This window comes from Tessaracoccus luoxuelianae (genome assembly GCF_054483915.1).
The window spans coordinates 622,318-634,819 of record NZ_CM137013.1 but is presented as its reverse complement, the minus strand read 5'-3'; the positions used below and the strand labels follow the sequence as shown (position 1 = coordinate 634,819).

The 12,502-nt window shown below is 67.5% G+C and carries 11 protein-coding genes; 3 read left to right on the top strand and 8 right to left on the bottom strand.

From position 1 onward, the window contains the following. Positions 1-5: 5 nt before the first annotated feature. A complete protein-coding gene (ald, locus tag ACX1D1_RS02605; protein ID WP_459055791.1) occupies positions 6-1,133 on the top strand; it encodes an alanine dehydrogenase in 1,128 nt (375 codons plus the stop codon). Positions 1,134-1,413: 280 nt separating this feature from the next. Here the strand turns inward: ald and ACX1D1_RS02600 are convergent, their stop codons facing one another. Beyond that, positions 1,414-1,779: an ArsC/Spx/MgsR family protein gene (locus tag ACX1D1_RS02600; protein ID WP_459055790.1), complete on the bottom strand. Its 366-nt coding sequence runs from the start codon at positions 1,777-1,779 to the stop codon at positions 1,414-1,416. Between the two features lie 122 nt (positions 1,780-1,901). Further along, positions 1,902-3,839 (bottom strand): type I restriction endonuclease subunit R, encoded by a 1,938-nt coding sequence (locus ACX1D1_RS02595; protein ID WP_459055789.1) that lies wholly within the window; start codon positions 3,837-3,839, stop codon positions 1,902-1,904. A gap of 36 nt (positions 3,840-3,875) precedes the next feature. On the opposite strand from ACX1D1_RS02595, the gene ACX1D1_RS02590 reads away from it, so the two are divergent. Next, entirely contained in the window at positions 3,876-4,109 is a 234-nt protein-coding gene (locus ACX1D1_RS02590) for a DsrE/DsrF/DrsH-like family protein (RefSeq protein ID WP_220491004.1), read from the top strand. Positions 4,110-4,249: 140 nt separating this feature from the next. Here ACX1D1_RS02590 and ACX1D1_RS02585 read toward each other — a convergent pair whose 3' ends face one another. The 5 genes from ACX1D1_RS02585 to ACX1D1_RS02565 form a co-directional block, all read right to left on the bottom strand. Beyond that, a complete protein-coding gene (locus ACX1D1_RS02585) occupies positions 4,250-4,786 on the bottom strand; it encodes a YbaK/EbsC family protein (RefSeq protein ID WP_459055788.1) in 537 nt (178 codons plus the stop codon). A 10-nt stretch (positions 4,787-4,796) separates the two neighbouring features. After that, positions 4,797-5,432 (bottom strand): MusI family membrane protein, encoded by a 636-nt coding sequence (locus ACX1D1_RS02580; protein WP_182800876.1) that lies wholly within the window; start codon positions 5,430-5,432, stop codon positions 4,797-4,799. Further along, entirely contained in the window at positions 5,433-6,350 is a 918-nt protein-coding gene (locus ACX1D1_RS02575; protein ID WP_182783418.1) for a carbohydrate ABC transporter permease, read from the bottom strand. Beyond that, positions 6,347-7,192 carry a carbohydrate ABC transporter permease gene (locus tag ACX1D1_RS02570; RefSeq protein WP_182783420.1) on the bottom strand — a complete coding sequence of 282 codons (846 nt, stop codon included), beginning with the start codon at positions 7,190-7,192 and terminating at the stop codon, positions 6,347-6,349. The genes ACX1D1_RS02575 and ACX1D1_RS02570 overlap by 4 nt, the downstream gene beginning before the upstream one ends. A 95-nt stretch (positions 7,193-7,287) precedes the next feature. Beyond that, positions 7,288-8,631 carry an ABC transporter substrate-binding protein gene (locus ACX1D1_RS02565; protein ID WP_459055787.1) on the bottom strand — a complete coding sequence of 448 codons (1,344 nt, stop codon included), beginning with the start codon at positions 8,629-8,631 and terminating at the stop codon, positions 7,288-7,290. A 225-nt stretch (positions 8,632-8,856) separates the two neighbouring features. On the opposite strand from ACX1D1_RS02565, the gene ACX1D1_RS02560 reads away from it, so the two are divergent. Then, positions 8,857-9,369 (top strand): hypothetical protein, encoded by a 513-nt coding sequence (locus ACX1D1_RS02560; RefSeq protein ID WP_459055786.1) that lies wholly within the window; start codon positions 8,857-8,859, stop codon positions 9,367-9,369. A gap of 15 nt (positions 9,370-9,384) precedes the next feature. Here ACX1D1_RS02560 and ACX1D1_RS02555 read toward each other — a convergent pair whose 3' ends face one another. Further along, a complete protein-coding gene (locus ACX1D1_RS02555; protein ID WP_459055785.1) occupies positions 9,385-12,501 on the bottom strand; it encodes a type I restriction endonuclease subunit R in 3,117 nt (1,038 codons plus the stop codon). Position 12,502: the final 1 nt, after the last annotated feature.

The window sequence follows — 12,502 nt, the reverse complement described above, 5'->3', positions numbered from 1 at the left end:
ATCAGATGCGCATCGGCGTCCCCCGAGAGGTGAAGAACAGCGAGTTCCGGGTGGCGATCACCCCCGTCGGCGTGCACGAGCTCACGCAGCGCGGCCACCAGGTACTGGTGGAACAGGGCGCCGGGGCCGGGTCGTCGTTCAGCGACGACGACTACCGTGCGGTGGGCGCCACCATCGTCGCGGACGCCGACACCGCCTGGGGCGACGCCGAGCTGGTGCTCAAGGTCAAGGAGCCCGTGGCCGAGGAGTACCACCGCCTCCGCTCGGACCTGGTGCTGTTCACCTACCTGCACCTCGCCGCCGACGAACCCCTCGTCGACGCACTGCTGGCGGCCGGGACCACGTCGATCGCCTACGAGACCGTGCAGCTCTCGTCAGGTCTGCTCCCCCTGCTGTACCCGATGAGCGAGGTTGCGGGCTGCCTCGCGCCGCAGGTCGGTGCCCACGCGCTGCTGAAGAACCAGGGCGGACGGGGAGTTCTGCTCGGCGGAATCGGCGGGGTGGCCAACGCCAAGGTGGTGGTGCTGGGCGCGGGTGTCGCGGGGCAGAACGCCGCCAACATCGCGCTCGGCATGGGCGCCGACGTCACCCTCCTGGACACGGACCTGCAGAAGCTGCGGATGAGCTTCTGGCGGTGGGACAACCGGGTGCACCAGATCGCGTCGTCGACGCTGGCCGTGCGGGAGCAGGTGCTGGGGGCTGACCTCGTCATCGGGACCGTCCTGGTGCCGGGCGCGCGGGCGCCGAAGCTGGTCACCGACGACATGGTGGCGTCCATGAAGCCGGGCTCGGTGCTGGTGGACGTGTCGATCGACCAGGGCGGCTGTTTCGAGAGCTCTCGCCCCACCACGCACGAGAACCCCACCTTCCAGGTGCAGGGATCGACGTTCTACTGCGTGTCCAACATCCCCGGCGTGGTGCCGAACACCTCCACCTGGGCGCTCACCAACGCCACGCTGGCCTACGTCGAGGCGATCGCGGACCGTGGGTGGCGCGACGCGATGCGTGCCGACGAGTCGCTGGCGCGCGGCCTGTCCACCCACGCGGGGACGCTGGTGTCGCGGCCGGTAGCAGAGGCGTTCGGGCGCGAGTGGACCGATGTCGCGGCGGTGCTCGACTCCCCCGCTGGCTGAACGGCTCTGCAACTTGCTATCCAGAGCGCGGCTTCTGCGTATATCCACAGAAGGCGCGCTCTGGATAGCAAGTTGCAGACTGTCCCCTCCCAACTAAACCAGGAAGGGGGCAACGGCGGTCTTCGGCTCCCCCGCTGGCCGAGGTGCCGCGCAGCGGCCCACTCCCGCTGGCTGAGGTGCCGCGCAGCGGCCTCGAAGCCTATGAAACGTTGGCTGACAAGGAATCTCTCTTAGGCTTCGAGGCTCGTCGCTTCGCTCCTCGCACCTCAGCCGGCGGGGGCTAAGCCAGGAAGGGGGCAACGGCGGTCTTCGGCCGGCCGATGATCGCCCGCTCGCGCACCCCATCGCGCCTGATCAGCACAGGGCGCTGTGCCAAGGTGGGATTGGCGGCCAGCACGCGGGCCACTTGGTCCACGCTGGCCACATCGTCGTTGCTGAGGCCAAGCTCGTCGAAGGCCTTGTCGCGGCGCACCAGCTCGGTGGGGTCCGCGTCGAGGATCTCCAGCACGGCCAGCCAGCCGGCCTCGTCGAGTGGTTCCTTGAGATAGTTGCGCACCTCGAGGCTCAGCCCCGAGGCCTCGGCGGCCTCCAGCCCCGCGCGCGAGGTGGAGCAGCGCGGATTGTGCAGGATGGTCAGGTCCTTCATGAGATCCCCCTTCGACGGTGAAAGCGGTGGTGAAACACTGCGCGTCCCACGTTACCTACCTGCATCAGCCAGCCGAGGCGACCGAACGGATTGATCGCAGGTCAGTGTGACCGCCGCCTGCCCTACCCCCGCGACAGCACCTCCATCTGCTGCACCACCAGCTTCACCGCCTCCTCGGAGCGGTCCGGTGGGTACTTATACTTGCGCAGCAGCCGCTTGATCTTGGCCCGGATCGACGCGCGCACGTCGTCACGCACCGTCCAGTCCGTCTTCGCGTCGCGCCTGAGCATCTCCACGAGCTCGCGAGCGATCTGCCCCAGCACGGGCTGCCCGAGCACTTCGATCGCCGAGTCGTTGGCTGCGACAGCGTCGTAGACGGCCAACTCGTCCGTGCCGAGCGGCGGGTCGAACTGCTCCCCGCGCCGCGCTTCCGACGCGATCTCCTCCGCCGTCCGCCACAGCTCCAGAAGCACCTCAGCGGAGGTCAACTGCCCGTTGGTGTAACGGTTGATGACGTCTGCCACTCGGTCGCCGAACGTCTGCTGCCGCACCAGGTTCCGGCCCGACACGCGCGCGGCTTCCAGAAGCAGCGCGGCCCGCAACGCCTCGATGGCCAGCTGCGGGTTCTGCGACGCCTGCGCCTCTTCCAGTACCGACGGCGCCAGGTGGTCGAAGTCGGGCGGGGTGATCTGCGCCATCTGGTAGATGTCGATGACATCGCGCGAGTCGGTGGAGTCCTCGACGACGGCCAGCAGCGCCCGCGCCACCTCCTCCGGCACCGGCCGCCCGTCCGCCTCCCTCTCTGCGGCATCGAGCTTGGCCACCCAGGCGCGGACCTCAACGTAGAACCGCACCTCATCGGCGATGCCGGCAAGGTTGTCCGCACCGGCGGACAGCGCCCACGCGCGGCCGAGCTGCGTGGTGAGGTGCCGGTACCTGTCGGTGAGCGTCGCGTGCCCCTCCGCCACGCGGTTCCCCGGATTCCGCGGGTCCCGCAGCCAGGCCGTCAGAAGACGAGCGGCATCCATCCAGCCTCTAGGTGTGCCGAGCTTGGCCCGCCAGTTCACGGGCCGGACGAGGTCGCGGAGTTGCTCGACGAGGGCCCGCGCCAGCTCGACCGCCTCGCCCACGTCACGGCCCATCGGGCGCTCGCGCTGATCGGACAGCGTGGACTCGGCAAGGGCATGGGCGAGGTTGTCGGTAAGCGGCGCGTAGGCCACCAGCAGGCCCGCGGACTTCCCCCGGAATGTTCGGTTGACCCGGGCGAGGGTCTGCATGAGCAGTGCGCCCTTGAGCGGCCGATCGAGGTAGAGGGTGTGCAGCGGCGGGGAGTCGTAGCCAGTGAGCATCATGTCCTTGACGATGACCAGCTCCAGCGGGTCCTCGGCGGTGGCGAGCCGCTTCTTGATCACCTTGTTCTCGGACTCGCGCCGCACGTGGTCGCTGATCGGCGGCTGGTCCGAGGCCGTCCCGGAGTACACCACCTTGATGCGGCCGCCGTCGATGGCATCCGAGTGCCACTCCGGCCGCAGCTCGACGATGGCCGAGTACAGGTTGGCGGCGATCTCGCGAGTCGCGCACACGATGAGGCCCTTGCCCGGCCCCTCGATCTCGGTGATGACCCGGGCCCGCCGCTTCTCCCAATGCTCGACGATGTCCGCGGCCAGAGTGCGCAGCCGCTCGGGCGCGCCGTAGATGGAGTTGATCACCGCCACCGACCGCTCGACCTGCTCGCGCTCGGTCTCGTCGAGGTCGCGGGTGAGCTCGTCGGCGGCGGCGTCGAGCTGTTCTGAGGTGACGCCGTCGTCGAACCCGACGGTGACCAGGCGAGGCTCGTAGTAGACGGGCACGGTGGCGCCGTCGGCGACGGCTCGGGTGAGGTCGTAGATGTCGATGTAGTCGCCGAACACCTCGCGCGTGTTGCGGTCGGTGAAGCTGATCGGGGTGCCGGTGAACGCGATGAGCGTGGCGTTGGGGAGGGCGTCGGCGAGGTGGCGGGCGTAGCCGTCGAGGTCGTCGTAGTGCCGCAGCTGGGACGCCTGAAGCCCGGGCTCGAGCACGTCTCGATGCCCCAGGCGATGGGCAACATCCCGTTCATGACCCGCTTCGCGACGTCGATGATGAAGAAGCAGATGGAAGAGCTCGAGGTGCCCGACGTGCCCGACTTCATCGACCTGCTGCACGCCGCCGGTGCCCACATGTACGCTTGCAAGCTGACCTTCGACATGATGAAGATGATCGAGGCCGACCTGCACCCCGGCGTCGAGGGCGTCATCAGCGCCACCGACTTCATCGAGATCTCCGAGGGCGCGCAGGTCATCTTCGTCTGACCCTGCCGCTCGCATCGCGCTGGCCGTCCCCATGGGCGGCCGTCGTGAGTTACAGCGGCGCCTGGCGCGCGGAGCCATAACGGTATTCGTTAAACGAATCGTTACAATGTAACACCCCGCAGGGCCCTCCCTTGAGCCCGTCAGGCGCCACTCAGAGCCAGCGGGATCACCTTGGCGCCGGGCAGTCGTGCCAGGTCGGCGCCGTCAAGCAGAATCTTGCTCCCCCGGACCCCTCCCCCGATCACGACCGGCCCCGCGCTGACGACGGCCTCGTCGATGAGGATCGGCCAGCCGTCGGGCAGCCCCACCGGGGTGATCCCTCCCTGCGTCATCCCGGTCAGCTGCTCCACCGTCGGCTGGTCGGCGAACGACATCTTCCGCATGCCCAGCTCCTTGCGGACGGTCTTGTTGACGTCGGCGCGGTCGACCGCCAGCACCATCACGGCAGCGTGGACGGTCTCCTCGCCGCGTCGCCCGAAGACGATGACGCAGTTGGCCGACGCCTCGAGCGCAACGTCGTACCGCTCGCAGAAGGCGGCGGTGTCGGCGAGCGCCTCGTCGATCTCGGCGACCCGCGCGTCGGGCACGCGATGCGACGCCTGCGCGACGGGGTGGGCGACCAACTCGGGATGGTCGGCGAGCGGCTTCCAGTCCAGGTTTCCTTCGGCAGATGGCATGCCGTCGAGACTACTGCGCGCTTCCGGTGGAGCCGCGCGGCGGGAGCGAATCGATCGTCTCCACGACCACGAGGTCGACCAGGTAGAGCATCAGAGCCACCCCGATGATGGCCATGACCGCGAGCCACAGCACCCAGCCGCCGGGGTTGAGGATGATCAGCACGGCGGGGATCAAGAGCCAGACTGAGGCGAGCAGGCTCCGGGGCAACTTGCCGAGCGCGAGCAGTGCGGCCAACTTCGCGGTGCGGGCGAACCCCTCCCCCCGAGAGGCCAGTGGGAAGAACCAGACAGCCCAGAGAGTCACCAGGATGGCCCCGGCCAGCACTCCGGCCTGGGCCACCAGCGCAGCGCCACCGTCCATGCGGCCGAGCGCCCAGTACTCCCAGCCCAGGACAGAGCCGACGGCGAGCAGCAGCAGCCACCCGAAGGTCGCCGTCCTCCACGTGCGGGTGAAGTAGGAGAAGTAGGTGCGGGCAGGTTTCGCCCCCTCCTCACGGACCATCTCCAGCAGAGTGCCGTGGGCCGCGGACAGCGCAGCCCCCGCGGTCACCACCGGCAACGAGCAGACGATGGTGAGCGCGTTGACGACGACGACGTCGGCCGCGAGGCCGAGCGCCTGCCAGGTCCGCGAGTTGGGGTCGACCACTCAGCCCTTGACCGACCCGGCGACGACGCCCTCGATGATGTGCTTCTGCGCGAACAGATAGAACACGATGATCGGGACCACGGCCAGCACGAGCATCGCCATGAGCGCACCCATGTCGCGGTTACCGTTCGAGCCGACGAACTGCTGCACCACGACCGGGATGGTCTTGAAGCGTGTCGACAGGCCGATGACCAGGTAGGGCAGCAGGTAGTCGTTCCAGATCCACATGGCGTTGAGGATTGCCACCGTGATCGTCACGGGCTTGAGGATGGGCCAGACCACCTGGAAGTAGGTGGTCAGCGGTGAGCATCCGTCGATATAGGCGGCTTCCTCGATCTCCAGGGGGATCGACTTGACGAACCCGGAGAAGATGAACACCGACAGCCCCGCACCGAAGCCGAGGTAGAGCACCATCATGCCGACCGGGTTGGCCAGGCCGAGGGCATCGGCGAGCTTCACCGTCGGGAACATCACCATCTGGAACGGGATGACCATGGAGAAGACGAGCAGGTAGTAGATCAGGGACGTCCACCACGTCTTCACGCGCGTGATGAAGTACGCCAGCATCGCCGTCAGGAACACGATGATGAGCACCGATCCGATGGTGATGACGAACGACCAGAGGATGGCCTCGAAGAAGTTCTGCGCCTGGATCCCGGTGATGTAGTTGCTGAACCCGGCCCACATATCCCCCAGCGGCACCGCGAAGGGGTCCGACGAGATGGAGAACTTCTGCTTGAAGGAGTTGAGGACGATGAAGACGATCGGCCCCAGAAACAGGCCCACGAGGGCCACCAGCAGCGCGTAGATGAGGATCTTGCCCACCGGGTCGCGGCGCTTGCCGCCGGCCTCGGCCGCCGGGGGCGTCGTCGGTCCAGCGACCGGTACGGGGGTAACTGTCTGCGGTTGCGTGCTCACGCCTCAACCTCCCTGCTCCGGGTGGCGCGCAGCTGCAGCAGCGCGATCGCCACGACGACGATGACAAATAGGACGGCCTTGGCCTGGCCGACGCCCTGCCGACCGATCTGCGAGAACATCGTCTTGAAGATGTCCAGCGCGACCATCTTGGTCTGGTCCATGGGGGCGCCGTCGGTGAGCGCGAGGTTCTGATCGAACATCTTGAACGCGCTGGACAGCGTGAGGAACAGACAGATGGTGATCGTCGGCATGATCATGGGGATCGTCACGTTGCGCAGCGTTTGCCAGCGGCCGGCGCCGTCGAGGGCCGCTGCCTCGTTGAGCTCCGGCGGCACGTTCTGCAGTCCCGCAATGTAGATGACCATCATGTAGCCCACCTGCTGCCAGTTGACCAGCAGGATGAGGCCGATGTAGCCGTACTTCCAGTCGGCCACCAGGGTGGTCCCGTAGTTGGCGAGGACCGCGTTGATGATGACCTGCCAGGTGTAGCCCAGCACGATGCCACCGATGAGGTTCGGCATGAAGAAGATCGTCCGGAAGACGTTGGTGCCCTTCAGCTTCTGTGTCAGCAGCTTGGCGATGCCGAAGGCGAAGAGGTTGACGGTGATGACCGACGCGACGACGACGAGGATCGTGAACCAGAACGAGCCGAGGAACCCGTCAGCGGGATCGAGCGCCCGACGGTAGTTGTCCAGGCCGACCCATTCGGCGTTGGTGATCGTGGTGAATTTCGTGAACGACAGGTACAGGCCAATGACGAACGGTGCCAGGAACGCGATGATGAAAGCGACCGACGTTGGCAGCACGAATAGCGGGAAGTACTTCTTCAGGGATCTCTGCATAGTGATTACTCCGTTCAACCCCGCCCGGCCGCGATGCCGAATGGGGTACTGGGGCGGGCCACTGTGCGTGGCCCGCCCCAGATGTTAGCCGACGGTCAGTTGCCGCCGACGGCAGCCTTCTCGGTGGCCCAGTTGGCGACGACCGCTTCCTCGACCTCAGCCCACTCCAGGTTGCCGGAGGCGTACTGGGCGAGGAGCTGGGCGAAGTCGTCCTTGAACTTGGCCGAGGGCATCGTGGTGAACACCCAGGGCACGGCGGTCAGGGAATCGTCGCTGATGTAGCGGTTGATCTCCTTGGCCAGCGGGTCGGCCGGCGTGCGATCGCCGAAGGACTTGAACGGAGCGATGAAGCCGAGATCCTCGGTCACGTAGTTCATGCCGTCTTCGTCGGTGAACAGCCAGTTGACGAAGTCGATGGTGGCCTGCTGGTCGGCCTCGGTGGCCTGGCTGTTGACGGCCATGAAGGCCTCAGTGCCGACGTTGATGCCCAGGTCTTCTTCACCCTCGACGCCCGAGTAGATGGGGAGGAACTTGATGTCTTCCTCAGCCACTGCGTTGCCCTCGATGTCCTTGATCTGGCTCCAGGCCCAGTTGCCGTTCTGCACCATGGCAGCCTTGCCCGTGGCGAACTCGGCCATGGAGTCGGTCACGGTCTTGGACGGTGCGAGCGTCTTCTCGACGGTTGAGTTGGTCAGGTAGAGGTCAAAGATGTTCTTGAACTCGTTGCTGTAGGTGAACTCGATCTCCTCGGCGTCGGTGATCCCCTTCTCCTGGTACTCGTGGTACAGCGGGGTGTTGAACAGGTGCGTCTGCCAACGCCAGGCCTCACCGGTAGCCAGCGACGTCGACGCGAACACGCCGTCGATGCCGAGGTCGGCCTTGCGGGCCTGCATGTCGTCGGTGACTTCCTTGAGCTTGTCGAAGTTGTTGATCTCGTCCATCGAGGCGGCCTTGGCGCCGTCCATCTCGAAGTAATCGCGCATGATCGCGTCGTTGTAGATGATGCCGAAGCCCTCGACGGCCAGCGGCACGCCGTACACGGTGCCGTCCTCGCCGGTGAGCGCGAGGCCGGGATCGCTCAGGTCCTTCGCGAAGTCGGTCTCGCCGAGATCAGCGGCGTACTCCTGCCAGCTGACGAGGCCGACGGGGCCGTTGATCTGGAACAGGGTCGGGGCGTCCGACTTCGTCATCTCGGCCTGCAGGGTCTGCTCGTACGTGCCGGAGGCGGCGGTGACCACCTTGACCTCGACGCCGGTCTCTTCGGTGTACTTCTCGGCGATCTCGCCGTAGGTCGCCTCCGACTCGGGCTTCCAGTTGAGGAAGTAGACCGAGCCCTCAGCATCGCCGCTGGCGCCTTCGTCATCGCCGCAAGCGGCCAGCGCGCCGACGGACAGTGCCGCGACCGCAAGGAGCGCGATGGAGCGCTTCAGGTTCTTCATGGGGTTCGTACCCTCCTAGGTGACGTTGCGGCCCGCCCTCTTGAGGACGGCGGGGAGACGTCGTCAGCGTCACCGCTGACCACGTCGATGGCTCGACACTAACGGTCCTCGCGGCGAATTGGCACGTTAGAAAGGTCACAATTCGGCAACGATTTGAACGAGCAAACCTGCACGCCTTGACGGATACCACTGGGGGTATTGGGCCGCGTGTGGCAGACTGGTCGAATGCGTCGCCATCTGAACCTCTCCCTGCAGGCCCTGCGGTCCTGGTCCGCCAGGCGATGGGCGGGCGCCGCCGTGGCCACCCTCGTCGTAGGGCTGGCCCTGGGCGTGGTCACGGTGTTGATCCCGAACCCAATCTTCGGCCGCGAGATCCCGCCCACCGCGTGGAGCTACCCGGCCTGGATCGTCACCTCGGGCCTGTCCGGCATGCTCATCGCCACGTACTTCCGCAGCGGACCGAAGGCGACCGCGGACGCAGAGGACGCGAAACTCTCCGTCTGGGGCACCGTGGGCGCCTTCGGGGCGTGGTTCGCGATCGGATGCCCGGTCTGCAACAAGATCGCCCTGCTGGCCCTCGGCTACACGGGTGCACTGACCTACTTCGGGCCGCTCCAGCCCTGGCTCGCGGCCCTGTCCCTGATCCTGCTGGCCGTCGGGCTGGTATTCCGCCTCTCGGGCAGCATCGCCTGCCCAGTCCCTCAGCGACGCCGCGTCTCCGTGGCGCAGCCGAGCTGACGAGGCCAGCAGACCTCAGGCAGCGGACAGCGCCTCCATCTGCTGCACCACCAACTTGACGGCCGCCTCCGAGCGGTCCGGCGGATACTTATATTTGCGCAGTAGGCGCTTGATCTTGGCCCGGATCGAGGCGCGCACGTCGTCACGCACCGTCCAGTCCGTCTTCGCGTCGCGCCTGAGCATCTCCACGAGCTCGCGAGCGATCTGCCCCAGCACGGGCTGCCCGAGCACTTCGATCGCCGAGTCGTTGGCTGCGACGGCGTCGTAGACGGCCAGCTCGTCGGTGCCGAGCGGCGGGTCGAACTGCTCCCCCCGTCGCGCCTCCGACGCGATCTCCTCCGCTGTCCGCCACAGCTCCAGAAGCACCTCGGCGGAGGTCAGCTGCCCGTTGGTGTAGCGGTTGATGACGTCGGCCACTCTGTCGCCGAACGTCTGCTGCCGTACCAGGTTGCGGCCTGAGACCCGGGCCGCCTCCAGGAGCAGCGCGGCACGCAGCGCCTCGATGGCCAGCTGCGGGTTCTGCGAGGCCTGCGCCTCCTCCAGCACCGACGGCGCCAGGTGGTCGAAGTCGGGCGGGGTGATCTGAGCCATCTGGTAGATGTCGATGACGTCACGCGAGTCGGTGGAGTCCTCAACGACGGCCAGCAGCGCCCGCGCCACCTCCTCCGGCACCGGCCGCCCGCTGGCCTCCCGCTCCGCTGCATCGAGCTTGGCCACCCAGGCGCGGACCTCGACGTAGAACCGGACCTCGTCGGCGATGTCGGCGAGGTTGTCCGCACCTGCGGACAGCGCCCATGCGCGGCCAAGCTGAGTGGTGAGGTGCCGGTACCTGTCGGTGAGCGTCGCGTGCCCCTCCGCAACCCGGTTGCCCGGATTGCGCGGGTCCCGCAGCCAGGCGGTCAGCAGCCGGGCGGCGTCCATCCAGCCTCTAGGTGTGCCGAGCTTGGCCCGCCAGTTCACGGGCCGGACGAGGTCGCGGAGTTGCTCGACGAGGGCTCGGGCCAGCTCGACCGCCTCGCCGACGTCGCGGCCCATCGGGCGTTCGCGCTGATCGGAGAGGGTGTACTCGGCAAGGGCATGGGCGAGGTTGTCGGTAAGCGGCGCGTAGGCCACCAGCAGGCCCGCGGACTTCCCGCGGAACGTGCGGTTCACCCGGGCCAAGGTCTGCATGAGCAGCGCACCCTTGAGCGGACGGTCGAGATACAGGGTGTGCAGCGGCGGCGAGTCGTAGCCGGTGAGCATCATGTCCTTGACGATGACGAGCTCCAGCGGGTCCTCGGCGGTGGCGAGCCGCTTCTTGATCACCTTGTTCTCGGACTCGCGCCGCACGTGGTCGCTGATCGGGGGCTGGTCCGAGGCCGTCCCGGAGTACACCACCTTGATGCGGCCGCCGTCGATGGCATCCGAGTGCCAGTCCGGCCGCAGCTCGACGATGGCCGAGTACAGGTTCGCGGCGATCTCGCGAGTCGCGCACACGATCAGGCCCTTGCCCGGCCCCTCGATCTCGGTGATGACCCGGGCCCGGCGCCTCTCCCAGTGCTCGACGATGTCAGCGGCGAGGGTGCGCAGCCGCTCGGGCGCGCCGTAGATGGAGTTGATGACGGCCACCGAGCGCTCCACCTGCTCGCGCTCGGTCTCGTCGAGGTCGCGGGTCAGCTCGTCGGCGGCGGCGTCGAGCTGTTCTGAGGTGACGCCGTCGTCGAACCCGACGGTGACCAGCCGCGGCTCGTAGTAGACGGGCACCGTGGCGCCGTCGGCGACGGCGCGGGTGAGGTCGTAGATGTCGATGTAGTCGCCGAACACCTCACGCGTGTTGCGGTCGGTGAAGCTGATCGGGGTGCCGGTGAACGCGATGAGCGTGGCGTTGGGGAGGGCGTCGGCGAGGTGACGGGCGTAGCCGTCGAGGTCGTCGTAGTGGCTGCGGTGCGCCTCGTCGACGATCACCACGATGTTGCGGCGCCCCGACAGCAGCGGGTGCTCGCGCCCGGCCTCGCGCTCCTGCTGGGTGCGGCCGAACTTCTGCAGCGTGGTGAACAGAATGCCGCCGGAGTTGCGCTCGGTGAGCGCCGTGCGGAGCGCCTCGCGGGTGTAGACCTGCTCCGGCTTCTCGGGGAACAGCTTGGACGCGGCGAAGCCGTCGAAGAGCTGACCGTCGAGTTCGGTGCGGTCGGTCACCACCACAACGGTGGGGTTCTGCAGGCGCGGGGTGCGCAGGAGGAGGTTGGTGTAGAACTCCATCTCCAGCGACTTGCCGGAGCCTTGCGTGTGCCACACGACGCCGGCCTTGCCGTCGCTCTCGACGGCTTGGACTGTGCGGCCGACGGCTTTGGTGACGGCGAAGTACTGGTGCGGTTTAGCGGTGCGCTTGAGGATGCCGCCCTCCCCCTCGGCGAAGGCGGTGAAGTTGCGCATCAGCTGGCCGAAGCGCTCCAGGTTGGCCACGCCGTCGAGCAGCGATTCGAGCGCGGGCGCCTGGTCGGCGAGCGGGAGGCCGTCGTCGTCGACGTTCCATTCGGCGTAGTGGTTGAGCGGGGCGAACGGGTTGCCGTACTTGGCCAGCACGCCGTCGCTGAGGAGCGTGACCACGCAGGTGCGGAAGGCCATCGGGAACTCGCGCAGGTAGGTGGCGAGCTGGGCGTGGGCGGTGGCGACGGTGGCGGACTGGTCTCCGGCGTTCTTCAGCTCCACGACGCCGACGGGCAGGCCATTGCAGTAGAGGACGAGGTCGAAGCGACGGTGGGCGTCGCGGTCGCGGACGATCACCTGGCGCGCGGCCAGCCAGTCGTTGGCCGACGGGTCGGGGTCGATCAGCCGCAACGTAGGGGTGCGCTCCGTGCCGTCGGGCTCCAGCCAGCTGACCCCGCGGTAGCCGTGCACCATGAGCTCGTGGAGGCGCAGGTTCTCCGAGGCGGCGTCCTGCGACGCGGGCGTGAGGATTTCTGTGACGGCCTGGTCCAGCAGTGTCGCGGGCACCGCCGGGTTGAGCCGGGCCAGCGCCGCGCGGAAGTCGACGGCGAGGACTGGGTCCGCGGCCGACGCGCGGCGGGCGTTGAGCTCGGAGCCGTGAACCGGACGCCACCCGAGTTCGCCCAGGTAGTCGTGGGCGAGGAGTTCGAGGTCGTCTTCGAGCATG

Excerpts from the sequence above, each read along its gene's own strand:
- ald (WP_459055791.1), top strand. The coding sequence starts at position 6 with ATGCGCATCGGCGTCCCCCGAGAGGTGAAGAACAGCGAGTTCCGGGTG.
- ACX1D1_RS02600 (WP_459055790.1), bottom strand. The coding sequence starts at position 1,779 with ATGAAGGACCTGACCATCCTGCACAATCCGCGCTGCTCCACCTCGCGC.
- ACX1D1_RS02590 (WP_220491004.1), top strand. The coding sequence starts at position 3,876 with ATGACCCGCTTCGCGACGTCGATGATGAAGAAGCAGATGGAAGAGCTC.
- ACX1D1_RS02585 (WP_459055788.1), bottom strand. The coding sequence starts at position 4,786 with ATGCCATCTGCCGAAGGAAACCTGGACTGGAAGCCGCTCGCCGACCAT.
- ACX1D1_RS02570 (WP_182783420.1), bottom strand. The coding sequence starts at position 7,192 with ATGCAGAGATCCCTGAAGAAGTACTTCCCGCTATTCGTGCTGCCAACG.
- ACX1D1_RS02565 (WP_459055787.1), bottom strand. The coding sequence starts at position 8,631 with ATGAAGAACCTGAAGCGCTCCATCGCGCTCCTTGCGGTCGCGGCACTG.
- ACX1D1_RS02560 (WP_459055786.1), top strand. The coding sequence starts at position 8,857 with ATGCGTCGCCATCTGAACCTCTCCCTGCAGGCCCTGCGGTCCTGGTCC.
- ACX1D1_RS02555 (WP_459055785.1), bottom strand. The coding sequence starts at position 12,501 with ATGCTCGAAGACGACCTCGAACTCCTCGCCCACGACTACCTGGGCGAA.